General features: G+C 70.1%; 25 protein-coding genes. 17 read left to right on the forward strand and 8 right to left on the reverse strand.

Annotated features, from left to right (window positions below):
- Positions 1 to 3: 3 nt before the first annotated feature.
- Positions 4 to 1,320: an MFS transporter gene (locus ACWGSM_RS12095; protein ID WP_452323167.1), complete on the forward strand. Its 1,317-nt coding sequence runs from the start codon at positions 4 to 6 to the stop codon at positions 1,318 to 1,320.
- A gap of 54 nt (positions 1,321 to 1,374) precedes the next feature.
- On the opposite strand, the gene ACWGSM_RS12100 is transcribed toward ACWGSM_RS12095, so the two are convergent.
- Together ACWGSM_RS12100 and ACWGSM_RS12105 are read right to left on the reverse strand one after the other, a co-directional pair.
- Positions 1,375 to 2,199, reverse strand: a complete 825-nt coding sequence (locus ACWGSM_RS12100) for an MOSC domain-containing protein (protein ID WP_452323168.1) — start codon at positions 2,197 to 2,199, stop codon at positions 1,375 to 1,377.
- 125 nt (positions 2,200 to 2,324) lie between these two features.
- A complete protein-coding gene (locus ACWGSM_RS12105) occupies positions 2,325 to 2,510 on the reverse strand; it encodes a DUF3073 domain-containing protein (protein ID WP_313356787.1) in 186 nt (61 codons plus the stop codon).
- A gap of 153 nt (positions 2,511 to 2,663) precedes the next feature.
- Between ACWGSM_RS12105 and ACWGSM_RS12110 the strand changes: the two genes are divergently transcribed.
- Positions 2,664 to 3,206 (forward strand): universal stress protein, encoded by a 543-nt coding sequence (locus ACWGSM_RS12110; RefSeq protein WP_452323169.1) that lies wholly within the window; start codon positions 2,664 to 2,666, stop codon positions 3,204 to 3,206.
- A 67-nt stretch (positions 3,207 to 3,273) separates the two neighbouring features.
- Positions 3,274 to 4,455, forward strand: coding sequence for an MFS transporter (locus ACWGSM_RS12115; RefSeq protein ID WP_452323170.1), 1,182 nt, complete (start codon positions 3,274 to 3,276; stop codon positions 4,453 to 4,455).
- A gap of 46 nt (positions 4,456 to 4,501) precedes the next feature.
- Here the strand turns inward: ACWGSM_RS12115 and ACWGSM_RS12120 are convergent, their stop codons facing one another.
- Together ACWGSM_RS12120 and ACWGSM_RS12125 are read right to left on the reverse strand one after the other, a co-directional pair.
- Entirely contained in the window at positions 4,502 to 5,137 is a 636-nt protein-coding gene (locus ACWGSM_RS12120; protein WP_452323171.1) for a PadR family transcriptional regulator, read from the reverse strand.
- Positions 5,134 to 5,973: a DUF4097 family beta strand repeat-containing protein gene (locus ACWGSM_RS12125; protein WP_452323172.1), complete on the reverse strand. Its 840-nt coding sequence runs from the start codon at positions 5,971 to 5,973 to the stop codon at positions 5,134 to 5,136. The genes ACWGSM_RS12120 and ACWGSM_RS12125 overlap by 4 nt, the downstream gene beginning before the upstream one ends.
- A 159-nt stretch (positions 5,974 to 6,132) precedes the next feature.
- On the opposite strand from ACWGSM_RS12125, the gene ACWGSM_RS12130 reads away from it, so the two are divergent.
- Together ACWGSM_RS12130 and ACWGSM_RS12135 are read left to right on the forward strand one after the other, a co-directional pair.
- Positions 6,133 to 6,903, forward strand: coding sequence for a MerR family transcriptional regulator (locus tag ACWGSM_RS12130; RefSeq protein ID WP_452323173.1), 771 nt, complete (start codon positions 6,133 to 6,135; stop codon positions 6,901 to 6,903).
- Between the two features lie 134 nt (positions 6,904 to 7,037).
- The gene (locus ACWGSM_RS12135) at positions 7,038 to 8,423 is read left to right on the forward strand and encodes an FAD-dependent oxidoreductase (protein ID WP_452323174.1); all 1,386 of its coding nucleotides are present in this window, start codon (positions 7,038 to 7,040) and stop codon (positions 8,421 to 8,423) included.
- Here ACWGSM_RS12135 and ACWGSM_RS12140 read toward each other — a convergent pair.
- Positions 8,347 to 9,063 (reverse strand): Pr6Pr family membrane protein, encoded by a 717-nt coding sequence (locus tag ACWGSM_RS12140; RefSeq protein ID WP_452323175.1) that lies wholly within the window; start codon positions 9,061 to 9,063, stop codon positions 8,347 to 8,349. The two genes, ACWGSM_RS12135 and ACWGSM_RS12140, sit on opposite strands and share 77 nt — an antisense overlap.
- A 117-nt stretch (positions 9,064 to 9,180) precedes the next feature.
- Between ACWGSM_RS12140 and ACWGSM_RS12145 the strand changes: the two genes are divergently transcribed.
- From ACWGSM_RS12145 to ACWGSM_RS12160, 4 genes are all read left to right on the forward strand, one after another.
- On the forward strand, positions 9,181 to 9,570 hold the full coding sequence (locus tag ACWGSM_RS12145) for a fluoride efflux transporter FluC (RefSeq protein WP_452323176.1): 390 nt from the start codon (positions 9,181 to 9,183) through the stop codon (positions 9,568 to 9,570).
- The gene (locus tag ACWGSM_RS12150; protein ID WP_452323177.1) at positions 9,567 to 9,929 is read left to right on the forward strand and encodes a fluoride efflux transporter FluC; all 363 of its coding nucleotides are present in this window, start codon (positions 9,567 to 9,569) and stop codon (positions 9,927 to 9,929) included. The genes ACWGSM_RS12145 and ACWGSM_RS12150 overlap by 4 nt, the downstream gene beginning before the upstream one ends.
- A 72-nt stretch (positions 9,930 to 10,001) precedes the next feature.
- Positions 10,002 to 10,574, forward strand: coding sequence for a TetR/AcrR family transcriptional regulator (locus tag ACWGSM_RS12155; protein WP_452323178.1), 573 nt, complete (start codon positions 10,002 to 10,004; stop codon positions 10,572 to 10,574).
- A gap of 11 nt (positions 10,575 to 10,585) precedes the next feature.
- Complete coding sequence (locus ACWGSM_RS12160) at positions 10,586 to 13,735, forward strand: efflux RND transporter permease subunit (RefSeq protein ID WP_452323179.1); 3,150 nt, start codon at positions 10,586 to 10,588, stop codon at positions 13,733 to 13,735.
- 75 nt (positions 13,736 to 13,810) lie between these two features.
- Here ACWGSM_RS12160 and ACWGSM_RS12165 read toward each other — a convergent pair whose 3' ends face one another.
- Positions 13,811 to 14,728, reverse strand: coding sequence for an aldose 1-epimerase family protein (locus ACWGSM_RS12165; RefSeq protein ID WP_452323180.1), 918 nt, complete (start codon positions 14,726 to 14,728; stop codon positions 13,811 to 13,813).
- A gap of 247 nt (positions 14,729 to 14,975) precedes the next feature.
- Between ACWGSM_RS12165 and ACWGSM_RS12170 the strand changes: the two genes are divergently transcribed.
- The gene (locus ACWGSM_RS12170; protein ID WP_452323181.1) at positions 14,976 to 17,357 is read left to right on the forward strand and encodes a DEAD/DEAH box helicase; all 2,382 of its coding nucleotides are present in this window, start codon (positions 14,976 to 14,978) and stop codon (positions 17,355 to 17,357) included.
- A gap of 137 nt (positions 17,358 to 17,494) precedes the next feature.
- Here the strand turns inward: ACWGSM_RS12170 and ACWGSM_RS12175 are convergent, their stop codons facing one another.
- Together ACWGSM_RS12175 and ACWGSM_RS12180 are read right to left on the reverse strand one after the other, a co-directional pair.
- Entirely contained in the window at positions 17,495 to 17,914 is a 420-nt protein-coding gene (locus ACWGSM_RS12175) for an ASCH domain-containing protein (RefSeq protein ID WP_452323182.1), read from the reverse strand.
- A gap of 41 nt (positions 17,915 to 17,955) precedes the next feature.
- Positions 17,956 to 19,026, reverse strand: coding sequence for an Rv2578c family radical SAM protein (locus ACWGSM_RS12180; RefSeq protein ID WP_452323183.1), 1,071 nt, complete (start codon positions 19,024 to 19,026; stop codon positions 17,956 to 17,958).
- A 160-nt stretch (positions 19,027 to 19,186) separates the two neighbouring features.
- On the opposite strand from ACWGSM_RS12180, the gene ACWGSM_RS12185 reads away from it, so the two are divergent.
- The 7 genes from ACWGSM_RS12185 to ACWGSM_RS12215 all read left to right on the forward strand — a co-directional run bounded on the left by ACWGSM_RS12185 (position 19,187) and on the right by ACWGSM_RS12215 (position 26,909).
- Positions 19,187 to 20,236: a LacI family DNA-binding transcriptional regulator gene (locus ACWGSM_RS12185; RefSeq protein WP_452323184.1), complete on the forward strand. Its 1,050-nt coding sequence runs from the start codon at positions 19,187 to 19,189 to the stop codon at positions 20,234 to 20,236.
- On the forward strand, positions 20,233 to 21,177 hold the full coding sequence (locus ACWGSM_RS12190) for a carbohydrate ABC transporter permease (protein WP_452323185.1): 945 nt from the start codon (positions 20,233 to 20,235) through the stop codon (positions 21,175 to 21,177). Before ACWGSM_RS12185 ends, ACWGSM_RS12190 begins: the two co-directional genes overlap by 4 nt.
- Entirely contained in the window at positions 21,174 to 22,013 is an 840-nt protein-coding gene (locus tag ACWGSM_RS12195; RefSeq protein ID WP_452323186.1) for a carbohydrate ABC transporter permease, read from the forward strand. The genes ACWGSM_RS12190 and ACWGSM_RS12195 overlap by 4 nt, the downstream gene beginning before the upstream one ends.
- A 43-nt stretch (positions 22,014 to 22,056) precedes the next feature.
- On the forward strand, positions 22,057 to 23,352 hold the full coding sequence (locus ACWGSM_RS12200) for an ABC transporter substrate-binding protein (RefSeq protein WP_452323187.1): 1,296 nt from the start codon (positions 22,057 to 22,059) through the stop codon (positions 23,350 to 23,352).
- A gap of 100 nt (positions 23,353 to 23,452) precedes the next feature.
- Entirely contained in the window at positions 23,453 to 24,622 is a 1,170-nt protein-coding gene (locus ACWGSM_RS12205; protein WP_452323188.1) for an ADP-ribosylglycohydrolase family protein, read from the forward strand.
- The gene (locus ACWGSM_RS12210) at positions 24,619 to 25,983 is read left to right on the forward strand and encodes an ADP-ribosylglycohydrolase family protein (RefSeq protein WP_452323189.1); all 1,365 of its coding nucleotides are present in this window, start codon (positions 24,619 to 24,621) and stop codon (positions 25,981 to 25,983) included. The genes ACWGSM_RS12205 and ACWGSM_RS12210 overlap by 4 nt, the downstream gene beginning before the upstream one ends.
- Positions 25,980 to 26,909, forward strand: coding sequence for a ribokinase (locus ACWGSM_RS12215; RefSeq protein ID WP_452323190.1), 930 nt, complete (start codon positions 25,980 to 25,982; stop codon positions 26,907 to 26,909). The genes ACWGSM_RS12210 and ACWGSM_RS12215 overlap by 4 nt, the downstream gene beginning before the upstream one ends.
- The last annotated feature ends 1 nt before the right edge of the window (position 26,910 follow it).

Here is a 26,910-nt window from a genome sequence, read left to right on the forward strand (position 1 = left end):
GTCATGACCGGGTCCCTCAGCTCGTCGAAGGGGCCGCTCTGGCGCGGCAGGGTGCTCGCCGTACTCGGCATCCTGCTCTGCGCATTCTCGCTGCGCTCGGCCGTCGCCTCGCTCTCACCCGTCGTCGATCTGATCGGCGAGGACTTCGAGGTCTCGGCGGCCGTACTCGGCGTGATCGGCACGCTGCCACCGGCATGCTTCGCGGTGTTCGGCATCCTCACCCCCGACCTCGAGCGTCGGCTGGGCATCGAGCGGCTGACCGTCATCGCTCTGACCGCGATCACCGTGGGACTCATCGGGCGCAGCCTCGCGACCGACTCGATCGGTCTTCTCGTGGGCACAGCCGTGGTCTTCGCGGGAGTCGGCATGGCGAACATCCTGCTGCCGCCGCTGGTGAAGAAGTACTTCGCCGACCGCATCGGGCTGATGATGACGGTCCACACGGCCACGATGGCGTTCTCGACCTTCGTGCCGCCGCTGGTCGCCGTTCCCCTGGCGGACGCCGCGGGCTGGCGCTTCTCGCTGGGGATCTGGGCGGCCTTCGCGTTCGCCGGCCTCATCCCGTGGCTGGTGATGCTGTTCCGGCCGGGAGCGCCGGCCGCGACGCCGGATGGGGCCGACGACGCCACCTTCGACGCCGAGGACGGCACTGACGACGCCGTCCTCGCCGCAACCGGTCCGATCGCCACGGCTCCCACGAACCGGCGTCTCGTCGCACGGCTCGCGCGCATCCCGCTGGTGTGGGCCCTCGCGTTCACCTTCGGCACCTCGTCGACCATGGCCTACGTCTCGTTCGCGTGGCTGCCGTCGATCATGATCGACACGGCGGGCGTCGATGCGGCGACCGCCGGCTTCATGCTGTCACTGTGGGCGTTCATCGGTCTGCCCGCCGGGCTCGTCGTGCCGGTGCTCGTGGTGCGGTTCCAGGCCACCCGGCCGCTGTTCGTGATCGGATCGGTCGGCGCGCTCGTGGGCCTGCTCGGCCTGTTGCTCTTCCCCCGGCCCGAGCTGCTGTGGCTGTGGATGACGCTGTTCGGCCTCGTCGGGGTGTCGTTCCCGCTGGCGCTCGTGCTGATCAGCATCCGCACCCGCACCCCCGACAGTGCCGTGCTGCTGTCGAGCTTCGTGCAGAGCGCCGGCTACGTGCTCGCCGCGATCTTCCCCGTGCTCGTCGGCGTCCTGCACGACGTGACCGGCGGGTGGACGATCCCGATCCTCGCCGTCATCGCGGTGCTGGTGCTGACCTTCCCCGCGGGGATCGCCGCCGGACGCCGCGTCACGATCGAAGACGAGTGGGAGCGCCGGCACGGGAGGTGGTGAGGCGCGCCGCGTCTCACGCAGTGGTGCGGATGACCCGCGGCACCACCTGCGCCATCAGGCGAACGTCACGTCGTCGCCGACGCGGATGACCCCACCGATGCCCGCCGCGTCGCCGACGGCGCCGCTGACGCCGTCGAGCAGGAGCAGGCGGCCCAGCGACGGCTCGGTCAGGCCCACGCCTCGCGTGAGGGTGGTGAGCACCCTGGCATCGCGGATGCCCGTGTCGGGGTTGGCGTGGGTGGCCAGGCAGCGCACGATCGGACCCTCGGCGGTGAAGCGCACATCGCCGATGCGGACCTCGCCCTGCCACGACAGCTCGTCCCAGGCATCCACCCCGTCGATCACCACGTTCGAACGGAACCGGCGGTCATCGATCTGCTTTCCCAGCGCGCCGATCAGCGCATCGACGCTCGCGCGGCTGTGCACACTGACGAACCCGCGCGAGCGATCCTGAAAACGCGAGTGCTCGCCGTCGCCGACCAGCACCAGGGGGAGCCGCCCCTCGCGCTGCAGCAGCTTGCACTCGGGGGAGTCGAGCACGAACGCCGTCATGATCTCGGTGAGCTCAGCGCGGCCCTCGGCATCCAGCACCACCTCGACCAGCAGCTCGTCGTCGTAGGCGACCCGCACCCGGCGCGCGTCGTGGTCGTACGCCACCTGGAGTGCGGCGAGAGTCGGGAACGACTCCAGCGCGAGGCCCCTCGACTTCGGCCAGTAGTCCAGGCCGTCCCGGGTCTCGGGCCCCGCAGCATCCGCGAAGCGGAACGCGAGCACCCGGTCGCCGGCGATGCGCCCGTCGGGCTGCACCACGAGCTCATCGCAGCGTTCGGGCGTGAACCCCTTGATCGGGTGACGGTACAGGGCGGCGACGTGGGGCATCCGCCCATTCTCCCCTGGCGGCTCAGAAGTCGTGCTGCCGGGGATACGACGAAACCCTGGTCGACACGGCAGATGCCGGTCGCCAGGGTTTCTTCGACGAGTTCAGGGACCCGGATCGAGAGAGGTCAGGCTCGCTCGAGTTCGTCTTCGTCTTCGTCCGCGTACATGTCAGCCCACTTGTCGACGTACTGGTCGTCTGACGTCGGGTGGCCGAGTTCATTCTCCAGCGCAGAGAAGTTCACGTCGGGACTGTACGACTTGAGTTCGCGGGCGATCTTGGTGTGCTTCGCCTTCTGACGGCCACGGCCCATGCGCGAGACCCCCTTTTACGAGTTCAGCAGCGGGCACGTGATGGGCCCGATGATATTCACGGCACCGGCGTGAAGCCGGTAAGAGTAGCATTCAGGATAGCACGCACGCCAGAGCATCCGGCCGTCCTGCGGCCGCACCGCGGAAGGATCGACATGACGGATTCCACGCCCAGAGCTGCTGAGGAAGCGGCACAGAACGCGGCCCTGCAGAAGGCGGTGATCGTCGGCATCCAGCCCGGCCAGCCGCCGCACGTCCTCGACGAGGCGCTGCGCTACGCGCGGCTGCTGAGCGCGCCGCTCGTCGTCGTGCACGTCGATGTGACGCGCTTCGTCACGTACGAGGATCCCGACGGCTACGTGCACTCCGCGCCGATCGACCTGAACCTCGACGCGGGCATCGCCGAGTTCGAAGACGTGCAGCGCGCTGCCGAGCAGACCCTCGCGGATGCCGATGTGCCCTGGACCGCCCGTCAGCTCGTGGGTGATCCTGCTCTGGCGATCAAGCAGCTGGCCGAGAAGCTCGATGCCCAGCTGATCGTTGTCGGCACGCGCAAGCGCGGTCTCGGGGAGTCGATCCGCGAGTTCTTCACGGGCTCGGTCGCGGCTCGCCTCGCGCACCGTCAGCACCGTTCGGTGCTCGTCGTCCCGCAGGGTGAGACGGTTCCCGACGATCAGAAGGACATCTGGGTGGAGTAGCCCCGAACCGGGCTCCGCTCGCCGGAGCGGAGTGGCGGCTTCGGCCGTCGCGCATTTCAATGGACATGTGACCCCGTCCTCTCGTCGCGACTTCGCGCTCATGCTGACCGCGCTGCTGCTGCTCGCCGTCACCCTGCGCCTCGCCGTGACGACGGCGTCGGTGCTGCTGCCACTGCTCACCGACGAGGGCGCGCTGACGCCGCAGGCCGCCATCGTCATCCCGGCCGTGCCGACCGCCCTGTTCGCCGTCGGCGGGGTGCTGACCCCGTGGCTGAGTCGGCGCATCGGCGCCGTCGCGGCGGTCACCGGGGCGATGTCGGCCGTGGCGATCGGGATGCTGGTGCGCTTCGTCCCCCACTCGGGGGTGATCGTCGGCGGCACGGTGCTGGCGATGGCTGGCATCGCCGTGGTCAACGTGATGCTCCCCGCCCTCGTGCGTGCGACCAGCGGCACTCGGATGCGCGCGGTGACGACGGCGTACACGACCGTGCTCTCCGCGTCGAGCGCGATCGGCGCCGCCGCCGCCGTGCCGGTCGCGCACGCGTTCGGGTCGGCGACGCTCAGCCTCGGCGCCTGGTCGGTGTTCGCCGTGCTGGCGCTGGGCGTCTGGATCGTCGCCGCGCGCGGTCATGACGTCGACGGCGCGCTGACCCCACCCGCGTCTCACTCCCGCTCGGCCCTGCCGCGCGGCACCTGGCCGCTCACCGGCTTCTTCGCCCTGCAGGCACTGCTCGCCTTCGTCGTGATGGGGTGGCTGCCGACCATCGCCGTGGATGCCGGGATCAGTCCCGCCCGCGCCGGCGTGCTGCTCGGCATCGTCATCATGGTCAGCATCCCGGCCGGCATGATCGCCGTGAGCCTGGCGCACACACTGCGCGGGATCCGCGCCGGCGTGGTCGGGGTGTCGGCCGCCGCCGCCGCCGGCATGCTGGGGCTGTGGCTGGCACCGACCGCCGCTCCCGAGCTGTGGAGCGTGCTGATCGGCGCGGGCATGGCGGCCTTCCCGCTGGCCCTCGCGCTCATCGCCCGCTCGGGCTCCGGCGCCGCCGAGGCCACCCGCGTCTCGGGCGTCGCGCAGGGACTGGGCTACGCCGTCTCGACGATCGGCCCGCTGGGCGCGGGCGCCTGGTACGCCGCCGGCGGCGAATGGGGGCCGGTTCTGGTCGCCATGATCGTCGCGGCGGTGCTGCAGGCGCTGATCGGCCTGGTCCTGGCATCCGCGCCGAAGCCGTCCTCCCGCCCCGCGTGACGCGACGGTGCCCCGCCCGCCGAAGCGGGAGGGGCACCGAGGGTGGCTACTTCTCGGTCGGCAGCGAGCTCAGCGCGCGCGTGACGGCGCGAGACGCCTCCTCCATCGCGTGCTCGAGCTCGGTGACGACGGACGCCGGAAGCGAGCCCCCGCGAGCGACGTGTGTGCGCAGGTCGGTGCGCAGCTGGGCCCGGAACGCGTTGATCGAGGCATCCGCCCGCTGCAGGTGCTCGCGGCTGGTGGCCCGCTCGTCGCTCATCCCGTCGAACCGAGGGCGCGACTTCGCCGCACGATGCTCGTCGTGCGCGGCGGTGGCGAGGTCGGCGCGCAGGCTGCGCATGGCGTCCTGCACGCTCCGGCGCACCTCGTTCGCGATCAGCCGCACCGAGTCGGCCAGGCCCTCCTCGATGCCGGCGAGGTCGCCCTCGCGGGCGGTCAGCTCGGCGCGGCCGGCATCGGTGATGGCGTAGATCGTGGTGCGGCCGTCGACGGTCTTGGTGACCAGGCCCTCCTCCTCGAGCTTCGCCAGGCGCGGGTAGATCGTTCCGGCACTGGGGGTGTATGTGCCGCCGGTGCGGTCGGTGAGCGCCTGGATGATGCCGTAGCCGTGCTGCGGCGCCTCGGCGAGCAGCGACAGCAGGTACAGGCGCAGGTCGCCGTGCGAGAAGACCGCGGGGCTCATGATTCCCACTCCGCGTCGTCTGCCACCGACACCTGCGGGCGGCGCAGCACGGTGACTCCGCCCGACACCGAGTTCGCCCGCACGTCGACGAAGCTGCCGGACAGCTCGCCCACCTGGCCGGTGTAGCTGCCGGGGCCGCCGCTCGAGCGCTCGACGCCATCGACCGTGATCCGGCCGGTCATGCTGCGCAGCACGTAGTTCGCGGGCAGAGTCTCGTCGAGTCGCACGGTCGAGCCGCCCGAGACGGTGTTGAGGTTGATGGTGTTCATGTCGCCGACGGCGTCGACGAGGATCGAACCCGACACGGTGTCGACGGTCGCCTTGCGCAGGCTGCCGGTCACGGCGACGTCGCCCGAAACGCTGTTGGCGTTGATCGACCCGGTCAGGCCGCGCACCTGCACGTCGCCCGACACGGAGTTCGCGGTGAGGTCTCCGGTGATGCCGTCGGCGATGAGATCGCCCGAGACGGTGTTCAGCTTCGCGTCGTTGCGGATGCCTGAGACGAGCGCTCCGGCGCTCACGACACCGAGAGTGAGGGCGATGGCGCGCGGCACGGCGATGCTGACCTCAGCCTTCGGGCCGCCTGCGCCGAAGTTGCGGAACACATCGAGGAAGTTGTCCCACCCGATCTGGGGGTGATCGATCTCGACCTGGGTGCCATCGGATTCGATGCGCAGGTCCTTCACGGTGACGCCGGTCACCTCGATGCGGATGCCCGGTTCGTCGTGCGCGATCACATCGACCTGTCCGCCGACGAGCCCGACTTTGAGGCGCGACGCGGAGGCGATGTCGATGACGCGTTCTTCGCCCGGGGCGACGAGCCACTTCTCAGTCATGTCACTTCTCCTTGGTCAACGGATATCAAGATATATCGCGTTATGGAGAACGTAACACGTTATATCTCGATTTGTGGCTGACAATGCGCTGACAGCCGATTGACCTTGACGCAGCGTCAACTTCTACCGTGGGATCAACGACAAGAGAGGACGGCGCGCATGGACTGGTCGATACAGGAGATCGCCCGGCTGGCCGGGACGACGAGCCGCACGCTGCGTCACTACGACGACATCGGGCTGCTGCCGCCGTCGCGCATCGCGCACAACGGATACCGGCACTACGACAGGTCGGCTCTCGTGCGCCTGCAGCGCATCGTGCTGCTGCGCGAGCTCGGGCTCGGGCTGCCGCAGATCGCCGAGATCCTCGACCGGGCAGGGTCCGAGGCATCCGCTCTCGAGACCCACCTCGTCTGGCTGCGCCAGGAGCAGCAGCGCATGCAGCGGCAGATCGTCTCTGTCGAGAACACCATCCACGCATTGAGAGAGGGAGAACAGATCATGGCTGAGAACATGTTCGACGGCTTCGACCACACCAGGTACAAGGACGAGGTCGAAGAGCGCTGGGGCGCGAAGGCGTACGCCGACGGCGATCGCTGGTGGCGGGGCATGAGCGCCGCCGCGCGCAGCGCCTGGCAGCAGCGCGTCGCCGACCTGGGCGCCGACTGGATCACTGCCGCGGAGAGCGGCATCGATCCGGGGTCGGACGAGGCGCAGCAGATCGCGCGCCGTCACGTCGAGTGGCTCACGGGCATCCCCGGCACACCGGCGTACGGCTCGGGCGGAGATGCACGGGGCTACGTGATCGGACTCGGCGAGATGTACGTCGCCGACCCGCGCTTCGGAGCGAACTACGCGACGAGCGCGGGCGGCACCGCAGGCGCCGAGTTCGTGCGCGACGCGTTGCGGGTCTACGCAGAGGCGAACCTGTAGCCCTCCCGGAACGCAGGAGTTCAGGCGAAACGGAGGAGCGGATGCCGCAGGGCATCCTGCGTTCCGCGTGATCTCCTGCGTGTCGCGACGCGAGACCAACCTCCCCGACCGCCGCGGGTAGTCTGGCAAGCACGATGAGCATCACGCGCCGCACTCTGCTCGTCGGCGCCGGGGCGAGCGCCGTCGGGCTGCTGCTCGCCGCCTGCACGCCCGAGCCGCAGCCCGCCCCCACCCGCACCAAGACGCCGATGCCGCGGCCGACCGCCCCCGAGGCGGTGCCGGCACCGGCCGGATGGCTGCGCAGCACGTGGGCCACCGACCCGTACTCGCTCGGATCGACCAGCTACCTGCCCGCGGGCACCGACCCGAGCGAACGTGAGCGTCTCGCCGCCCCCGTGCTCGATCGGGTGTTCTTCGCCGGCGAGGCCACCGACACGGCCCACCCCGGCACCGTCGTCGGCGCCGTCGATGATGCCCGCCGGGCAGCCCTCGCGCTCATCGACACCGGTGACGCCGCCGAGCGCCTCGCCGTCGTCGGCGCGGGTGCGGCCGGCGTCATCGCGGCCCGGATGCTGGCGGATGCCGGGCACGAGGTCACACTGTTCGAGGCGCGCGAGCACATCGGCGGTCGTATCCGCAGTGTCGTCGATGACGAGCAGTGGCCGATCCCCCCGCAGCTCGGAGCCTGGCTGCTCAGCGAAGACGACCTCGCGTCGCTCGATCACCGGCTCGTCGACATGGGCGACCGCTCGCTCGCCCTCGACACCCCGACGGCATGGACCGTCGACGGCGAAGCGCCCGCTCTCGATGGCGCGCCGATCGCCCAGGCACTCGAGAAGGCCGAGGCGCAGGCATCCGACGCGCCGATCGCCGCCTCGCTCGCCGCGAACGGTGCGAACCTCGAAGACCCGGCGCTCACGGCATCCCTCGCCTGGATGGCCGCGATGACCGGCGCCGACCCGTCGCGCGCCTCGAGCTGGTACCCACCCGCCTTCCCGGCCGCTGGGGTGCACGGCGTGATCGGCGACCTCGACGGGTTCCTCGACGAGCAGCTCGACGGCGTGAAAGTGGCGACGGCGTCGCCCGTCTCGCGCATCGCGTACGACGATCGCGGCGTGAGCCTGCGCCTCGGCACGGGCGAAGCGCTCTCGTTCGACCGCGTGATCGTCACCGCACCGCTCGGGGTGCTGCAGAAGCAGGGCATCGAGTTCGCGCCCGCGCTGCCGTTCTCGCATCGCGGGGCCATCGCCGCACTGGCATCCGGTTTCATCGAGACGGTCTGGATGCGCTTCGACGAGGCGTTCTGGACTACCGAGGCGACCGTCTGGCACGTCGTCGGCGGTGACGCGCTGATCCGCACCTGGCTGAACCTCCAGCCGTTCACCGGCGAGCCGGTGCTCGTCGGTCTCGTCGGCGGTGCGGACGCCGAGCAGTTCGCCGCGCTCAGCGAGCGTGACGCGACGGCCGCCGCCCGAGCATCGCTCGTGTTCTTCGCAGAGCCGGCAGCGGACGAGGGCTGATCTCACCCCACGGCGGCACCGTCGGGCGCACCTTGCTGAGCAGCACGAGCGCGACCGCGACCGCGGCGAAGATCGCCAGGGCCAGCGCGCAGCTGAGCACCATCTCGCCCAGCCCCGACACCTGCCGCAGGTCGAGGAAGTAGTACGGGTACCACCCGATCACGCTGCCGCGCCAGATCGTGAAGACGCCCCACACCACCGGATAAAGCAGCACGAAGGGCACCACGCGCCACGACGCCGCACGACGGCCCGGGCCGAACACCCAGGCGACGACGGTCCACGCCGGCAGCACGAAATGCAGCACGACGTCAGACCAGGGGACGGTGATCGGGATGCCGTGCTCGCCGGCCTGCCACACGATGAGAGCGAACGCGAGACCCGCGGTGATCGTCCAGCTGAGCACGAGGGCGCGCGCGGTGGTCAGCCACGCCGGATCCTCGTCGTGGCGCAGGGCGATGACCCCAGCGACGAGAGCCAGCGCGGCGAACGCGGTGTTCGACTGGATCGTCAGATACGCGAAGAAGTTCGCGCCGGCGAGGGTCTGTGAGCCCATGCCCCACAGCATCCGGTGCACGAGCGCCGCGATGCACACGGCCGCGGTCGCCAGACGCGACCAGCCGAAGATCCTTCGCGTGAGCACTCGAGCGTCGTCCTCCCGGCGGTCAGGCGGCATCGGGAGCAGGGCCGCACCACCGCCTCGAGTCTATGCAACCCCGGGTGGGCGGCCGCCGCGAGCGCGCGCGGATAGAGTGGCGCGGTGACCACCCCGACACCCGCGCGTACCGCGATCCGTCGGGCCGCGCTCGCGGCGGCGGGCGGCGCGGTCGGCACCGCCGCACGCCTCGGTCTCGGGATGCTGATCATCGACGCTCCGGTCGCGGTGCTGGTCGCGAACCTCGTCGGCGCGCTGCTGCTCGGCATCCTGACCGCCCGCATTCCCGCATCCGATCTGCGGATCCTGCTCGGCACCGGAATGCTCGGCGGCTTCACCACCTACAGTGCGTTCGCAGTCGACAGTGTCGAGCTGTGGGCGGCAGCACCCGCGCTCGCCGTGGGGTACATCGCCGTGAGCCTCGCCGGCGGACTGCTCGCCGCGTGGCTCGGCCTGCGGATCGGCGGCTCGCTCGGACGCAGGAGCACCTCGTGAATCCGCTCGTGTTCGCCCTCGCCGCCGCCTGCGGCGGAGTCGGGGCCGCGGCCCGGTACCTGATCGACATCGGCGTCGCACGCGTCACCAGCTCGCGCTTCCCGTGGGGCGTGATGCTGATCAACATCACCGGCTCGCTGCTGCTGGGAGCGGTGGTCGGGATGCTTCCCGGCGCCGCCTTCGTGGTCGGCGCGGGCTTCCTCGGCGGGTACACCACCTTCAGCACGGCGATGATCGATGCGCTCTCGCTGTGGCGCGACGGCGAGCAGCGCGCGGCGGTCGCCGACGTGATCGGGATGCTCGTGCTCTCGCTCGCCGCGGCCCTGGTCGGCCTCGGCATCTCGGGCGCGCTGGGCTGAGGCTGCCAGTCCGGCCACAGCTTGCGCCCCGCATAATGTACAGACGTACATCTTCGATGCCCGGGAGGCGACATGAGCGAGCCGTCACGCCGCCGTCGTGACCCCGAGGCACGCCGGATCGAGATCATCACCGCGACCGCCGAGCTGATTCTCGAGGTCGGTGTGAGCGCGGTGACGCACCGTCTCGTCGCCGCCCGCGCCGGAGTGCCGCTGGGCGCCACGACCCAGTACTTCGCCACCCTCGACGACCTGCGCTCGCAGGCGCTGCACCATCTCGTCACCGAGGTCGACGCTCGCGTCGACGGCATCCGCGCGACGCTCGAGCAACGCGGAGCGACCCCGCACGTGCTCGCCGAGCTGGTCGTGCAGGGGCTCGCCGACGCCCGTGCGCTCGAGGCGGATCGCGCCGTCGTCACCGCCGCCGTCGACGACCCCCAGCTGCGGGCGATCGCGCGACGCTGGTCGGAGCGGATGACCGGCTTCCTCGTGCCCGCCTACGGCATCGAGCGAGCCACCGCCGCGGCCGTCTTCATCGACGGGGTGCTCTGGCGCGCCCGCATCCACGACGAGACGCTGGACGCCTCCCTGATCGAGAACGCCCTCGCCGGCATCCTCGGCACCGATCCCACGACCACGAGCGACTGAAAGAGCACCGCGTGTCGAACCTCGCCATCCTCAGCCTGCGCAACCGCGCACTCATCGCGCTGATCACCATCGTTGCCGCCGTCTTCGGCGGCCTGGCGCTCACCAACCTCAAGCAGGAGCTGATCCCCTCGCTCGAGCTGCCCGCCCTGGTGGTCATGAGCACCTATCCGGGCGCGTCGCCCGAAGTCGTCGAGAACGACGTCTCCACACCGGTCGAGAAGGCGATCCAGGGCGTGCCCGGCCTCGAATCGAGCAGCGCGACGAGCACGACCAACGCCTCGATCGTGCAGGCGATGTTCGCGTACGGCACCGATCTCGCCACTGCCGAGCAGAAGATGCAGCAGGCGATCAACCGCATCTCGCAGCAGCTGCCCGACGACGTGAGCCCGCAGGTGCTCAGCGTCTCGATCGACGACTTCCCCGTCATCCAGATCGCGGTCACGGGCTTCGACGACTCCGAGACCGCACTGCAGGATCTCGAGACCACGGTGATCCCCGACCTCGAGGACGTCGACGGGGTGAACGCCGCCGACATCGTGGGAGGCGTCGGCCAGCGCATCACGATCACGCCGGATCGGGCGAAGCTGTTCGCCGCCGGGCAGACGACCCAGTCGATCAGCCAGGCGCTCGAGCAGAGCGGCGTCCTGCTGCCGGGCGGGGACATCACCGAGGGCGACCAGACGCTCACCGTGCAGTCGGGTGCGAAGCTCGCCTCGGCCGAGGATGTCGCGGCCCTGCCGCTCAGCGGCACCGATCTCACCATCGGCGAGGTCGCCGACGTCGCGCAGGTCGCCGACCCGGTCACCTCGATCTCGCGCGTCGACGGTGAGGACGCCCTGTCGATCGCGGTCACCAAGCTGCCCGCGGCGAACACCGTCGAGGTGTCGCAGGGCGTGCTGGCCGCGCTCGACGAGCTCGGCGACACCTTCCCGGATGCCGAGTTCACCGTCATCTTCGACCAGGCACCCTACATCCAGCAGTCGATCGACACGCTCGCCACCGAGGGGATGCTGGGCCTGGCGTTCGCGGTTCTCGTGATCCTCGTCTTCCTGCTGTCGATCCGCTCGACACTGGTCACCGCGATCTCGATCCCCACCAGCGTGCTGATCACCTTCATCGGGCTGCAGGCGTTCGGCTACTCGCTCAACGTGCTCACCCTCGGTGCGCTCACGATCGCGATCGGCCGTGTCGTCGACGACTCGATCGTCGTGATCGAGAACATCAAACGGCACTACGTCGAGGGCGCCGACAAGGGCGCGGCGATCCGTCTGGCCGTACGCGAGGTGGCATCCGCCATCACGGCATCGACCATCACCACGGTCGCGGTGTTCCTGCCGATCGTGTTCGTCAGCGACATCGTCGGCGAGCTGTTCCGCCCGTTCGCGATCACCGTGACGATCGCGATGGTCGCCTCGCTGCTCGTCGCCCTGACGATCGTGCCGGTGCTCGCGTACTGGTTCCTGCGGCCCGGCAAGCCGCTGGTCGCCGCAAACGGCGCGCGCATCGATCCCGAGCATCCGGATGCCCCGCCCACGACCCTGCAGCGGATGTACCGGCCGATCCTCGGCTGGACGCTGAAGCACTCCGCCGTCACCGTCGTGCTCGCGGTGCTCGTGCTCGCCGGCACGCTCGCCGCGGCCCCGCTGATGAAGATCAACTTCCTCAGCGACTCCGGCCAGAACACCATGACCGTCACGCAGGACATCGGCAACACCGCGAGTCTCGAGGCCAAGTCCGAAGCGGCGAAGAAGGTCGAGGGCGCGCTGAAGGGCATCGACGGGATCACGCACGTGCAGGCGTCGATCGGATCGAGCGGCTCGGCACTGCGCGACGCGTTCTCCGGCGGCGCGGGCATCACGTACTCGATCCAGACCAGCGACGACGCCGATCAGGAGAAGCTGCGCGCGCAGGTGCAGAAGAAGGTCGACGCGCTCGACGGCGCCGGCGAGATCACCGTCGCGGCGAGCGGGGGCGGATTCGGCTCGAGCGACATCGAGATCACCGTCACCGCGCCGAACGCCGACGATCTGCAGACCGGCACCGACGCCCTCATGAAGGAGCTCGACGGACGCGACGGCATCGGTCAGGTGACGAACAACCTGTCGGCCGCGCTGCCGTACATCGCCGTGGTCGTCGATCGTGAGGCCGCCGCCGCGCGCGGGCTGTCGGAGGTCGCGGTCGGCTCGATCGTGTCGGGCACGATGCGCCCGCAGCAGATCGGCTCGGTGGAGGTCGATGACAGCGCCCTCACGGTGTACCTCGTCGACCCCGAGCCGCCGACATCCGTCGACGCCCTGAAGCAGCTCTCGATCCCCACCGCCACCGGCCCGATGCCGCTCGAGCAGCTCGCGACCGTCGAGCAGCGCGAAGGCCCCACCTCGATCTCGACCGAGCAGGGACGCCGCACCGCGACGATCACCGTGCCGCCGGCATCCGACGATCTCGCCGTCGCCACCGCATCGGTGACCGCGGCACTCGACGCGGTCGACCTGCCCGACGGTGCCCGCGCCGAGGTCGGCGGTGTCGCCGAGCAGCAGGCCGAGTCGTTCTCGCAGCTCGGGCTGGCGATGCTCGCGGCGATCCTCATCGTCTATGTCGTGATGGTCGCGACGTTCAAGTCGCTGCGCCAGCCGCTGCTGCTGCTCGTGTCGGTGCCGTTCGCCGCGACCGGGGCGATCCTGCTGCAGATCGCCACCGGTGTTCCGCTGGGCGTCGCGTCGCTGATCGGCGTGCTGATGCTGATCGGCATCGTGGTGACCAACGCGATCGTGCTCGTCGACCTCGTAAACCAGTACCGGTCGAAGGGGCTCACGACTCCCGAGGCGGTGATGGCGGGAGGCGAGAAGCGTCTGCGGCCCATCCTCATGACCGCGCTCGCCACGATCTTCGCGCTGACGCCGATGGCGCTCGGCATCACCGGGCATGGCGGATTCATCTCGCAGCCGCTCGCGATCGTCGTGATCGGCGGCCTCGTGTCGTCGACCGTCCTCACCCTCATCGTGCTGCCGACGCTCTACAACCTCGTCGAGGGGGCGAAGGAGCGCCGTCACGCGAAGCGCGCCGCGGGGCCGGATGCCGGTGCCGCCGCCGAGCCGCCGACCCCCGAGGGTGGCGTCGCGCTGACGCGCCGACAGCTGCGCGCCGGCGACGCCCACGGCTGAGTCGCATCGGGAGATCGGAAACGCACCTGACCGGGCGTTCGGAGGTGCGTCTCTGATCTCTCACGCGAGATCGAGTCAGGAGAAGCGGATGCCCCATTCCAGTGTCCACGATTCGCCTTCAGCGAGGCGGCGCAGCCCGCGACCGGAGTTGAAGGCGTCGGCCGGGGCCGTCATCGGCTCGATCGCCACGGCGAGCGGCCGCCCGGGATACTTGTCGGTCGTGAACGCCTGGACGTAGTCGAATCCCGGTCCCTGCTGCAGCGTCACCGTGCGGCCGTCCGGGGCGGAGAGCGTGGTGCGCACGAAGCCGTCGGCGTCGCGGTGCAGGTTGGCGTACCCGGTGTCGAGCTGCACGTCGCCGAGGCGACGGCCCTCGCGCAGGTCGGTCGCCGACGAGACCGGGCTCTCGCCGACCGGCAGCATCCGGTCGTCGGTCTCGAAGTACGTCTCGGCCGGCAGGCGCAGCACGAGCTGCAGGGAGTCGACCCCGTCGATGACGAGGAACGGGTGCGTGCCGAGCGCCACCGGCGCGGCGTCCGCCGAGTGGTTGGTGAGGGTGTGCGTGACGTCGATACCGGCATCCGTCAGCGCGTAGGTGACCGATGTCGCGACCAGGTACGGGTATCCGGTCTGCGGCACGATCTTCGCCGCGAGCGTGACGGACTCGTCGGTGAGCTCGGCGATCTCGTATGCGGTGTAGCGCAGCAGCCCGTGGCTCGCGTTGCGGAACTTCGGCTCGCTGATCGACAGGGCGCGCTCGGTGTCGCCGTCCTGCCAGACGCCGTCGCGGATGCGGTTCGGCCACGGGGCCAGCACGACTCCCGAGCACGACGGCGTCGGCTCGTCGGCCGGGTAGGGCGGCACGATCTCGACACCGCCCACCGTGAGATGACGCAGAGAGGCGCCGACCTGCGCGATCTGCGCCGTCACGTCGCCACGTCGCAGGCGGATCTGGATGCCGGTGGGGGAGCCGATCACATCGTCGAGAGGCATGAGGTCATCGTACGGCGGGCACTCTCTCAGCAAAGCCCGGTATTCTGGAAGGAGTCGGCTTCGAGCACCCGCGTCACGCGGTTCTTCCGAGCACTACTCATGCTCACTGTGAGCTCAGGGGCCGATGGTTCATAACCATCACATGAATGGCCCCGGTCGACGAATGCTCGGGTATGTCCCACGCGCGCTGATCTCTGTGCCCGCGGAGCGGACGCTGTTCTCGTGTCAGAGACAGTCAGGAAACACCATGCCCAAGAACGGCAAGCCCAAGGGCGGACGCCCGTCGCGCAACTTCGAGCCGCGGTACGCGAAGAGTGGACCCTCGTTTCACGAGCGCCACTCGGGCGGACGCCCGTCGCGCGACGGCGACCGGCGGACGGATGGCGCCGAGCGCCGCTCCTTCTCATCGGATGCCCGTGCCGATCGCCGCCCGGGGAGCGTGAGCCCGAAGCACCGGGGCTACCGCCCCGCCGACGCCGAGGGATCGGCGCCGAAGGGACGCTGGTCGGATACGCAGCGCGCCGGCCGCGACGAGGCCCGCTCGATCCGCAACCGCGGTGAGTCGGGTCGCCGCGAGGCTCCGCACCACCGCGGCGACCGCGACGACCGCGGGGGCCGTGGCTTCGAGCGCAACGACCGGTTCGGTCGGGATGCGCGTCCGGCGCGTGATGACCGGTTCGGTCGGGATGCGCGTCCGGCCCGTGATGACCGGTTCGGTCGGGATGCGCGTCCGGCGCGTGATGACCGCGGCGGCTACGAGCGCCGCGAGCGCTTCGACCGTGATGCGCGTCCGGCGCGCGACGACCGAGGGAATCGCGGCTTCGACCGCAGCGAACGCCCCGCCCGGAACGAGCGCGGCGGCTTCGACCGCCGGGGTGGTTTCGATCGCGACGCTCGTCCGGCGCGGAATGACCGTTTCGACCGTGATGCCCGTCCCGCTCGTGACGACCGCTCCGGGTACGCCCGTGCCGCCCGTTTCGATCGTGATGCTCGTCCGGCACGGAACGACCGTTTCGACCGTCCGGACCGTGACGAACGTGGCGGGCGCGGTCGCACCGACCGTTTCGACCGTGACGCCCGCCCCGCTCGTGATGAGCGTCGCGGCGGATCCGACCGTCCGCGTTTCGACCGCGATGCCCGTCCGGAACGCGGCGGCCGGTTCGATCGTGACGCCCGCCCTCCCCGCACCGACCGTGCTGACCGGGACGCCCGCCCGGCACGGGATGACCGCCGCGGTGGCTTCGAGCGCAGCGAGCGCCCCCGTTTCGACCGCGACGCGCGTCCTGCACGGCAGAACCGCGACGACCGCCCGAACCGCAGCGACTGGAACGCGACGTCGACCGCGAAGGCGCACGACGAGCAGGTCGACGTCGTGCACGAGCGGCTCGAGGCCGAGGCCGTGCAGGCCACCGAGGTCGCCGATGTGACCTTCGGCGACCTGGGCATCGGCTCGAACATCGTCGAGATCCTGAAGAACATGGGCGCCGAGACGCCGTTCCCGATCCAGGCCGCGACGATCCCCAGCATCCTGCAGGGACGCGATGTGCTCGGCCGGGGCCGCACCGGCTCGGGCAAGACGATCGCGTTCGGCGCGCCGCTCGTCGAGAGCATCCTGCTGTCGCAGAAGGGCACCCGCCGTGAGTTCGGCCGCAAGCCGCGCGCGATCATCCTCGCGCCGACGCGCGAACTCGCGCTGCAGATCGACCGCACCGTGCAGCCGATCGCCCGCAGCGTCGGTCTGTTCACCACGCAGATCTACGGCGGGGTGCCGCAGGCGCGCCAGGTGGGTGCACTGAACAAGGGCGTCGACATCATCATCGGCACCCCGGGACGCATCGAAGACCTCATCGAGCAGCGCAAGCTCGACCTGTCCGAGGTGCGCATCGCGGTGCTCGACGAGGCCGACCACATGGCCGAGCTCGGCTTCGCCGAGCCGGTGCAGCGCATCCTGCGCAAGACCGGCACCGCCCTCGACGACGGAGCCACCAGCCAGAAGCTGCTGTTCTCTGCCACCCTCGACCGCGAGGTCGCTGCGATCGTCGACGAGTTCCTCGTCGATCCGGCGGTGTACGAGGTCGCCGGTGAGGATCAGGATTCCAGCACCATCGATCACCGCGTGCTCGTCATCGAGCACCGCGACAAGGCCGACGTGCTCACCTCGCTCGTCGACCGTGACGGGCAGACGCTCGTCTTCGCGCGTACCCGCGCCTACGCCGAGATGCTCGCCGAGCAGTTCGAAGACGCCGGCATCGCCGCCGTCTCGCTGCACGGTGACCTGAACCAGGCCAAGCGCACACGCAACCTGCAGAAGCTCACTGCCGGCAAGGTGCAGGTGCTCGTCGCCACGGATGTCGCCGCCCGCGGTATCCACGTCGACGACATCGACCTCGTCGTGCAGGCCGACGCTCCCGACGAGTACAAGACCTACCTGCACCGCTCCGGTCGCACCGGTCGTGCCGGCCGCTCCGGTCGCGTGGTCACGCTGATCACCCGTCAGCGCCGTCGCCGTATGGAGGACCTGCTCGGTCGCGCCGAGATCGACGCGCCGTTCGACCAGGCCGCCCCCGGTGACGACGTGATCGAGGAAATCGCGGGCCGGATGCCGACCGAGGCCGAGCTCACCGCCTGACCGCGGTCAGAGCGTGCGGAAGCCGCCGGATTCGAGGCCTCGCGCCCGAATCCGGCGGCTTCTCTGTCTGATCGTCGGAGTCACGGCGCCGCCCACCGCTCGTCGACCCGGGCTGCGAGCAGAACCTGACCGTGGGGTCAGTCCGCCTGAAAGCTCAACCGCACCAGCACGGCGAGGGTGTCGTCGTCGACGCGGAACTCCGGGTCGCCCATGTATTCGCGGTACTCCCGGCCGTGCCAGAAGCTCTCGTGCCCGGCTCGCCATTCGTCGACGCTGACATAGCCCTCACCCTCGCCGAGAGCGTGCGCAAGCTCGACGTCCGCGAGACGGACGACGCGCACTTCCTCGACAGTCTCGATGCCGACGGGGATTCCCGCGGAGTCGATCACCGCCGCCCGGTCGCCGACGGCGGGCATCGGTTCGTCGTCGATCTCGAGCTCACGCAGCAAGAAGGTCGTCGTGGTCTTCTCGCCGGCGATGATCGCCCCCACCAGCAGGTCGCGCAGCGGCCCCGGGAATGCGTACTCGGAGACGGGCAGGTCCTCAGGCGTCGACATCCGCTCAGCCTATGCGCCGAGCGACGGCGCCGATTTGCCCGTCAGAACAGCATGTCGGCGGCGGCGGCGGCGGCGGAGGTGGTGGTCGTCCGGACGGATGCCGGTGCCGGGCGCTGCCGCATCCGTCGGCCGCGCATGCTGTCGTTCTCCTCTTCGGAGCGGGCGTCGAGCCCGTGCACTCGCATGAGCGGGCGGATGCGCTTCGCCAGCCACTGACGGTAGGCCTTGGGCGCCTCGACCGAGACGCCGGGGTAGAGCCCGCGGTACGACGACAGCAGCTCCGGATGCTCGCGCTCGAGCCACTGGAAGAACCACGGCTTCACACCGGGGCGCAGGTGCAGCGAGCCGTAGACGACATGATCGGCGCCGGACTGCTTGATGCGCCGAAGGGCACCGTCGATCGCCGCGAGCGAATCCGTGAGGTGCGGCAGCACCGGCATCAGGAAGACCCCGACGCGGAAACCCGCATCGCTGAGCGTGCGCACCGTGTCGAGGCGCGCCTGAGTGCTGGGGGTGCCGGGCTCGATCGCGTGCTGCAGGTCGTCGTCGTACATGGCGATCGACATCTGGATATCGATCGGCACGCGCTTCGCCGCCTCGACGAGCAGGGGGATGTCGCGGCGGATCAGTGTGCCCTTGGTGAGGATCGACATCGGCGTGCCCGAGTCGGCGAGAGCCTGCACGATGCCGGGCATGAGCCGGTACCGACCCTCCGCCCGCTGATACGGGTCGGTGTTCGTGCCGAGTGCGACGGTCTCGTGCTTCCAGGTCCCGCGTCGCAGCTCGCGCTGCAGCACCTCGACGACGTTCGTCTTGACGACGATCTGCGAATCGAAGTCCGCACCTCCGTCGAGGCCCAGATACTCGTGCGTCCCCCGAGCGAAGCAGTATGAACACGCGTGACTGCATCCACGGTACGGGTTCACGGTCCACGCGAACGGCATGCGCGAGGCGCCGGGCACGGCGTTCAGCGCCGACTTCGCGAGCACCTCGTGAAAGGTCATCCCGGCGAACTCGGGTGTGGTCACCGAGCGCACGATGCCGGTGCGGCTCTCCATGCCGGGGAGCGCGTCGGCGTCGACCTCGCCCACCGCCTGACCTTGCCACCTCATGCTCTCGAGTAGAACATATGAACGAATACAAAGCAAGGCGATGTGCTGGAGTCTCGTAGACCACGGTGCTGTCTCTTGTCGCGCTTGACGACACGGATGTGGGTGTGAGAACGTTTACACCAACAGTGGGAACGTTTGCAGCGCACTCAAAGGAGAGTTGATGGCCCGGGTTACGATCACGCAGGTCGCCGCACGCGCGGGCGTCTCGGTCGCGTCCGCGTCGAGAGCCCTGAACGGACGGGTCGCCAGTGCGGAGACGATCGCGAAGGTGCGGCGTGCGGCCGCCGAGCTGGGCTATATCGCCGACGCCACGGCGCAGTCCCTGAAGCGCGGACGCACGTTCCAGCTCGCCTACGCCGTGGCCGATATCGGCAACCCCGTGTACGTCGAGATGATGACCGCGATCCAGCGGGCCGTCTCGGCGTCCGGGTACCGACTCATCCTCTCGTCGACGGGCGACGCCGCCTCGTCGGTTGACGTCGTCCGCGACCTCAGCCGCGGATACGTCGACGGCCTGATCATCTCCCCCCTCCGAGTCACAGATGATCTGCTCGACGCACTGACCGCAGTGCCGGTGCCCGTCGTGGTGCTGGGTCGGGTGCCCGGCGACGGCGGGTTCGACACGGTGCGCGCCGACTCGCTCACCGCGATGCGGCAGGTCGTCGACCATGTGGTCGGGCGCTCCCTTCGCGACCTGGCCTTCATCAACGGTCCCGAGGACACCACGCCCGGCGCCTTCCGACGCGACGGCTTCGCGGGGGCGATAGCCGCTCACCCCGGGGTGCGCGCGCGCAGCGTGGTCGCCGCGGACTTCACGATCGCGGCAGGGTACGACGCCGCCATCCCGCTGCTACGCAGCGATGACCGCCCGCAGGCCGTCGTCGCCGCGAACGACCTCATCGGGGTGGGGGTGCTGCGCGCCGCCGAGGACCTCGGCCTCTCCGTGCCCGGCGACCTCGCCGTCACCGGCATCGACGACACCGAGCTCGCTGCGGTCGTGCGCCCCGGCCTCACCAGCGTCGACATGGGGGCGGCCGAACGTGGACGGGTCGCGGCCGAGCTGCTCCTCGCCCGCATCGCCGACGGTTCCCGCCCGACGCAGACCGTCGCTGTCGCCCCGCGACTGGTCGTGCGCGGATCCACGCGGCCGGCGGCGGCACAGCCCGGTGTCCCGCTCGCACCGATCGACCTGGGGAGGACCGCCGGATGACCAACACCACCGCGAAGAGGCGCTCGCAGAATCAGCCGAAGGTGCGTCAGATCGGCGCGCGCACCCGGGCGCAGCGCAAAGAGGCGATCGCCCTGGTCGTCCCCGCACTGCTGCCGATCATCGTCTTCTCCGTGATCCCGCTGGTCAGCGGTGTGGTGATCGGATTCACCGACGCCACCCTGAAGCGCAACGCCGAGATCAACTTCAACGGACTGCAGAACTACATCGACCTGGCCGACAACCAGCGGTTCTGGAACTCGTTCGGCATCGGCCTCGTCTGGTCGGCATCGGTCGCCGTGCTGACGCTGGTGTGCGCGATGTGCCTCGCCCTGCTGCTCAACAGCAACCTGCGGCTGAAGGGGCTCACCCGTGTGCTCGCCCTGATCCCGTGGGCGATGCCGCCGGTCGTGATCGCGATCGTGTGGCGCATGATCTACAACCCCAACTCCGGTCCGCTGAACGGCGTGCTCGGCTGGTTCGGCCTGCCTGGCGTGAACTGGCTCGGAGACTTCTCGACCGCACTGCCCGCCGTTATCGTAGTGGGCGTCTGGTCGGGCATCCCGCAGACGACGGTGCTGCTGCTGGCCGGGATGCAGGCGATCTCGGCCGAGCAGCATGAGGCCGCCGCGGTCGACGGCGCAGGCGTGTTCCGCCGCTTCTGGCACGTCACCTTGCCGGCGCTGCGTCCGGTGATCTTCGCCGTCACCTCGCTCGACTTCATCTGGCAGTTCAACTCGTTCGGCCTGATCTACGTGCTCACCGAGGGCGGTCCGGGCGGTCAGACCATGATCCCGCCGCTGTTCACGTACCTCGAAGCCTTCCGCAACCGCGAGATCGGTGCGGCGTCCGCGATGGGCAACGTGCTCGTGGTCGCGATCCTCGTCATCCTCTCGCTGTACCTCATCAATCAGTTCCGTCAGAACAAGGGGGCGCGCGCATGAACACCAGACGCCCCTGGTACGCCACCGTGCTGATGTACGCCGCGCTGGCCTTCTTCCTCGCCTTCCTGGGCTTCCCGCTGGTCTGGCTGCTGTCGGCGTCGTTCAAGTCGTCGCAGGAGCTGAACTCGCTCGCGGTGAACCTCATCCCCGCGCAGTGGGACTTCTCGAACTACTCGGCGGCGCTTGAGCGGCAGAACCTCATCCCCGCGGCGGGCAACTCGCTGCTCGTCGCGGTGGCGACGATGATCATCACCGTGCTGCTGTCGATGCCGATGGCCTACGCGCTCGCCCGGCTGCAGGGAAGACTCCGCGCCGCGGGGACGATCTGGATCCTCACCAGTCAGGTCTTCCCGAGCATCCTCATCATCATCCCGCTGTTCCTGCTGCTGCGCACGATCAGTCTGAACGACACCCTGCTCGGACTGATCCTCGTGTACGTCACGTTCACCATGCCGTTCACGCTGTGGATGCTGCAGGGCTACGTCGCCGCCATTCCGGTGGAGCTCGAGGAGGCGGCCGAGATGGATGGCGCGAACAGGATCACCATCCTGCGCCGCGTCGTGCTCCCCTTGCTCGCACCTGGGCTGGTCGCCACGGCCATGTTCACCTTCGTCTCGGCGTGGAACGAGTTCTTCCTCGCCCTCGTGCTGCTGCAGAGCCCCGAGCTCTACACCCTGCCGATCGCGCTGCGCTCGTTCCTCGGCGCCGAGGGGCAGACCCAGCTGGGCCCGCTCGCCGCGGGCGCGGTGCTCGCGACCATCCCCTCGCTCATCATCTTCGGCATCCTCCAGAAGAAGCTGACCGGCGGCATGCTCGCCGGGGCCGTCAAGGGCTGAGGCCCGCACCACCCGATCCACCGCATCACCGAGAAAGGTCATCATGAAGAGAATCCGAGGCATTGGCGCCATCGCACTCGCCGGCGTCGCCGCACTCGTCCTCACCTCCTGCACCCAGGGCAGCGCGACGCGCGGTTCGGGCGACGGGGAGGACGGCGTCGTCACTCTCCAGTTCCAGTCGCTCTCCGATCAGCCGGCCACACAGGCGGCGATCAAGAAGATCGTCGACAGCTGGAACAGCGACAACCCCGACACCCAGGTCGAGATCATCCAGGCCGGCTGGGACGGCACGTACGACAAGCTGATCACCCAGTTCACCGGGGGAACCGCGCCGGACATCATCCACTTCGAGGCGAGCTCGATCGTCTCATTCGCGGCTGACGGGTACCTCGCCGACCTCAGCGAGTACATCGATCCCGACCTCGAGTCCGACATCTCGGAGGGCATCTGGGACTCGGTGACCGTCGGAGACGAGATCGTGGCCTACCCGTCGACACTGCAGTCGTACATGGCTTTCGCGAACGCCGACCTGCTGGCAGAGGCCGGGGTCGAGGTGCCCACCGGCGACACCATGAGCTGGGATGAGCTCGCCGAGATCGCCCGCGCGACGACCACCGCCGATCACAAGGGTCTCGGGTGGGGTCTGGCCTCGCCCACCGCGACGATGATGAGCCTGGGCCTCGGATTCGACGGGGGTTACTTCTCGGGCGAGGGCGACGAGGCGAAGATCGAGGTCGGCGACGCCGAGCTCGAGGTGCCCGAGCGCATCCACGAGATGGCCTACACCGACCAGTCGCTCGACCTGACCTCGCTCACGCAGTCGGGCTCCGACGTGCTGGCGTCGTTCTACGGCGGCAAGGTCGCGATGACGGTGCAGGGGTCGTTCCAGGTGACGAACATAGCCAAGGACGCCCCGGAGGGCTTCAGCTGGGTCGCGCTGCCGCCGCTGGAGGGCTCGGCCGGTGCGATCCAGGCCGCGAACCCGCAGACGTACTCGGTGAACGTCGACTCCGAGCACGTCGAAGAGTCGGCCGAGTTCCTGAACTACTTCCTGGGCGCCGAGAACCTCGCGGAGATCGCCTTCGCCGACGCGCTGATCCCGTCGTCGGGCGAGGCCCGTGCGGCGCTCGAGAAGAAGGCCGCCGACAACCCGGCGTGGTCGCAGGTGCTCGCATCCGGCGAGGGCCTCGAGGGCCCGCCGTTCCTGAAGGCGGACAAGTACACCGAGTGGAAGGACACCATCGCGACGCCGGCCTTCCAGCAGTACCTGGCCGACAAGATCACCAAGGAGCAGCTGGCCAGCCAGCTCTCCGACGGCTGGGCCGACATCGCCGGCTGAGCTTCGAGCAGACGCGAGGCGAGCGCCGAGCGTGACACCCGGTGGGGCGGGCGGATCGTCCGCCCCACCATGCCGGAAGACACACGAGACGAGGAGTGGAATGGACGTGCTGCAGGGCAGAGTGGCCGGAGTGCTTGCGGGAGCCGCCGTGGGCGATGCGCTCGGTGGGGCGACCGAGGGATGGACCCCCGAGCAGATCGAGGGGCGCCACGGCGGTCGGGTCGAGGGCATCGTGGGGCCGTTCCTCGCGGACTGGCGCACGGCTCGACCGATCGCGCCGTACCACAAGGGCGACGGCCACGTCACGGACGACACTCTGATGACCCACGCGCTGATCGAGGTGTACGTCAAGCGCCGCCGGCACCTCGACGCGTTCGACATCGCCGCCGACCTCGTGCCACTGATGATCGGCGAGCGCCGGTGGGTGCCAGAGCTGGAGGACGAGGCGCTGATCCTGCAGCGCGTCTTCCTCGCCGAGAAGTGGATCGTCGCGAAGCTGCACTACGGGCACGTGGATCCGCGCGAAGCCGGCGTCGGCAACATCGTCAACTGCGGCGCGACCATGTACATGGCGCCCGTCGGCCTGGTGCACATCGGCGACCCCCGCGGCGCGTACGCCGAGGCCATCGATCTGGCCGGGGCCCACCAGTCGTCGTACGGGCGCGAAGCGGCGGGCGTCTTCGCCGCCGCCGTCGCGGCCGCCGGCGCACCGGGCGCCTCGCTGGCCGACGTGCGCGCCGCGGTGACCGACGTGGCGCACGACGGCACCGCCGCGGCGATCGCGGCTGTGCTCGACGCCGTCGACGCGTTTCGGGCGGCCGGCGGTTCGGACGACCCGCGTGAGCTGGGCCGCGTCATCCGCGCCGCCGTGAGGCCGTTCGACACCGTCGGAGACCAGTACCGGGCACCCGCGATGGATGCCCGGCTGCCTTCGCGCACGAAGTCAATCGAGGAGCTTCCCGTCGCGCTCGGGTTCGTCTTCGCCCACGACGGGGATGCCAGGGCCGCGATCCTCGACGCCGTCAACTACGGTCGTGACTCGGACTCGATCGCGACCATGGCCGGTGCGATCTGCGGCGGCCTGGCCGGGATCGATGGCATCCCCGCCGACTGGGTGCGCGATGTCACCACCGCGAGCCGGCTCGACCTCGACTCCGTGGTCTCGGCGATGACGGACGTCGTCCGCGACATCGCCACGGCGGACGCCGAGCGCGCGGCGCGCCGCGCCGCGAGCCTTCGCGACATGCTTAGCGCGGAGGCGGCGGCGTGAGACTGACCTGGGCCCAGCCCGAGGATCTCGTTCCCGCCGAGTTCGCGGCGCTGCGGGAGCAGGGTGCGCCGGCGCAGGCGCTCAGCGCCCTCGAGCAGCGGTGGGCGGACGCGGGCGGATCGATCGTGCTCGCGCCGTCGGGCGCCAGCGACGTCCCCGCGAGCGCGGAGCTGCGTGCTCTGGCGCGCGAGGTGCTGACCGAGCTGCAGGCTCTGCAGAGCACGAGCGCCGACGAACCCGACGAGTGGGACGACATCGCGGCTCTGCTGCCCGACGCGCCCGCGCTGGCGACCATCGCGGTCATCGACCGCGTGCACGGTGCCTGGGCGGGCCGGGCCGCCGGATGCCTGCTCGGCAAGCCCGTGGAGAAGATCCCGCGGGAGGGCATCGAGCAGATCGCACGTGCCACGGGCAACTGGCCGATCCGCTCGTACTTCACCGCCGAGGGTCTGCCCGCGGAGATCGCGCAGCGGTGGCCGTGGAACAGGCGCTCGGCGCCCACCTCGCTCGTCGAGAACATCGACGGGATGCCCGAGGACGACGACCTGAACTTCGCCATCCTCGCCCTCGACCTGCTCGAACGGCACCGCGACCGGCTGACCACAGACGACGTGGCTCAGGCGTGGCTGGCATCCCTGCCCGCCGGCCGCGTGTTCACGGCGGAGCGGGCCGCGTACCGCAACATCCTGGACGCCCGGCCGGTGCCCGAGACCGCGACGCACCTGAACCCGTTCCGAGAGTGGATCGGTGCGCTGATCCGCGCCGACGTGCATGGCTGGGCTCATCCCGGTGATGTGCGAGCCGCTGCGCGTTCGGCGTGGACTGACGCGCGCCTGAGTCACAGCCGCAACGGCATCTACGGCGAGACCTGGGCCGCGGCGCTGTGCGCCGCGTCTCTCGTCGCGGAGACACCCGACGAGGCGCTCGACGCCGCAGATGCCGTCGTGCCACCGGCATCCCGACTCGCCGCGGCGCTGCGGAAGGGACGCGACACCGGGCGCGCTCTGGCCGACGGTGCACTCACCGTCGCGGGGTCGCTGGATGCGCTGCACGCGGAGTTCGCAGGCATGCACTGGGTGCACACGCTCAACAATGCCGCTCTCATCGCCTGTGCGGTGCAGGCCTACGGCGACGACTTCGGCTCCGCGATCGCCCTCGCTGTCGCCGGCGGGTGGGACACCGACTCCGCCGGCGCGACAGTCGGATCCGTGATGGGCGGGCTGATCGGTGCGACCGCGATCGATCCGGCATGGACGGCCCCACTTCGCGACAGCATCGCCACGTCGATGCCCGGCGATGCCGAACGCTCGATCCGTGAGCTCGCCGAACGCACCCTGCGACTGTCGGAGCCGGTGGCATGAGCGTCGTCGTCGTCGGCAGCGTGAACCAGGACGTCGTCGCCAGGGTCGAGCGCATCCCGGCACCCGGGGAGACCGTGCTCGGCAGCACACTCACGCGCTCAGGCGGAGGCAAGGGCGCCAATCAGGCAGTGGCCGCTCGGCGCGCCGGAGGCGCGGATGTCGCCTTCGTGGGCGCTGTCGGGACAGACGCCGACGGTGCGCGGTTGCGTGCCGCGCTGGAACGGGACGGGATCGACGTGACCGGCGTGGCCGAGGTCGAGGGCCCGAGCGGTACCGCGCTGATCGCCGTCGACGGACGCGCGGAGAACACGATCGTCGTCGTTCCCGGAGCCAACGCCCTTCTCGAGCGTCTGACCGACGGTCAGCGCGCTGTCGTCAGCCGATCTCAGGTGCTGCTGACCCAGCTGGAGGTGCCCGTCGCCCTCGTGCGAGACGCCGCCGCGGCTCGGCCGCACGGCGCCTGGCACGTGCTCAACGCCGCTCCCTCGGCGCCATTCGTCGGTGCGGCGGACCAGCTGCTCGCCGGTGTCGACGTGCTGGTCGTCAACGAGCATGAGGCACGTGAGATCGCAGGGGAGACCGACCTCGTGGCCGCGGTTAGCGCGCTGTCGGCTCGCGTGAGAGCGCTCGTGGTCACGCTCGGCGCGCACGGCTCTCTCGTCGTGCACGAAGGCCGCCGGATCGAGGTCTCCGCCGTGCGCGCGCATGCAATCGATACGACCGGGGCCGGCGACACCTTCTGCGGCGTTCTGGCGGCGCGCCTGGCAGCAGCCGGGCGCCGCCCCGACGAGGCCGATGCCGAGCTTCTTACCGACGCCGCGCGGTGGGGAGCCGCCGCATCGGCCATCTCCGTGACCCGGGCTGGGGCGCAGGACGCCGTACCGACCGCCGCCGAGGTGGCGCAGCTTCTTCGAGAGAGTGAGTGAG

Source organism: Microbacterium sp. NPDC055521 (genome assembly GCF_053619695.1).

Excerpts from the sequence above, each read along its gene's own strand:
- ACWGSM_RS12165 (WP_452323180.1), bottom strand. The coding sequence starts at position 14,728 with ATGCCTCTCGACGATGTGATCGGCTCCCCCACCGGCATCCAGATCCGC.
- ACWGSM_RS12190 (WP_452323185.1), top strand. The coding sequence starts at position 20,233 with ATGACCAACACCACCGCGAAGAGGCGCTCGCAGAATCAGCCGAAGGTG.
- ACWGSM_RS12130 (WP_452323173.1), top strand. The coding sequence starts at position 6,133 with ATGGACTGGTCGATACAGGAGATCGCCCGGCTGGCCGGGACGACGAGC.
- ACWGSM_RS12135 (WP_452323174.1), top strand. The coding sequence starts at position 7,038 with ATGAGCATCACGCGCCGCACTCTGCTCGTCGGCGCCGGGGCGAGCGCC.
- ACWGSM_RS12095 (WP_452323167.1), top strand. The coding sequence starts at position 4 with ATGACCGGGTCCCTCAGCTCGTCGAAGGGGCCGCTCTGGCGCGGCAGG.
- ACWGSM_RS12120 (WP_452323171.1), bottom strand. The coding sequence starts at position 5,137 with ATGAGCCCCGCGGTCTTCTCGCACGGCGACCTGCGCCTGTACCTGCTG.
- ACWGSM_RS12155 (WP_452323178.1), top strand. The coding sequence starts at position 10,002 with ATGAGCGAGCCGTCACGCCGCCGTCGTGACCCCGAGGCACGCCGGATC.
- ACWGSM_RS12215 (WP_452323190.1), top strand. The coding sequence starts at position 25,980 with ATGAGCGTCGTCGTCGTCGGCAGCGTGAACCAGGACGTCGTCGCCAGG.
- ACWGSM_RS12200 (WP_452323187.1), top strand. The coding sequence starts at position 22,057 with ATGAAGAGAATCCGAGGCATTGGCGCCATCGCACTCGCCGGCGTCGCC.
- ACWGSM_RS12180 (WP_452323183.1), bottom strand. The coding sequence starts at position 19,026 with ATGAGGTGGCAAGGTCAGGCGGTGGGCGAGGTCGACGCCGACGCGCTC.
- ACWGSM_RS12195 (WP_452323186.1), top strand. The coding sequence starts at position 21,174 with ATGAACACCAGACGCCCCTGGTACGCCACCGTGCTGATGTACGCCGCG.
- ACWGSM_RS12100 (WP_452323168.1), bottom strand. The coding sequence starts at position 2,199 with ATGCCCCACGTCGCCGCCCTGTACCGTCACCCGATCAAGGGGTTCACG.
- ACWGSM_RS12110 (WP_452323169.1), top strand. The coding sequence starts at position 2,664 with ATGACGGATTCCACGCCCAGAGCTGCTGAGGAAGCGGCACAGAACGCG.
- ACWGSM_RS12170 (WP_452323181.1), top strand. The coding sequence starts at position 14,976 with ATGCCCAAGAACGGCAAGCCCAAGGGCGGACGCCCGTCGCGCAACTTC.
- ACWGSM_RS12205 (WP_452323188.1), top strand. The coding sequence starts at position 23,453 with ATGGACGTGCTGCAGGGCAGAGTGGCCGGAGTGCTTGCGGGAGCCGCC.
- ACWGSM_RS12175 (WP_452323182.1), bottom strand. The coding sequence starts at position 17,914 with ATGTCGACGCCTGAGGACCTGCCCGTCTCCGAGTACGCATTCCCGGGG.
- ACWGSM_RS12185 (WP_452323184.1), top strand. The coding sequence starts at position 19,187 with ATGGCCCGGGTTACGATCACGCAGGTCGCCGCACGCGCGGGCGTCTCG.
- ACWGSM_RS12125 (WP_452323172.1), bottom strand. The coding sequence starts at position 5,973 with ATGACTGAGAAGTGGCTCGTCGCCCCGGGCGAAGAACGCGTCATCGAC.
- ACWGSM_RS12105 (WP_313356787.1), bottom strand. The coding sequence starts at position 2,510 with ATGGGCCGTGGCCGTCAGAAGGCGAAGCACACCAAGATCGCCCGCGAA.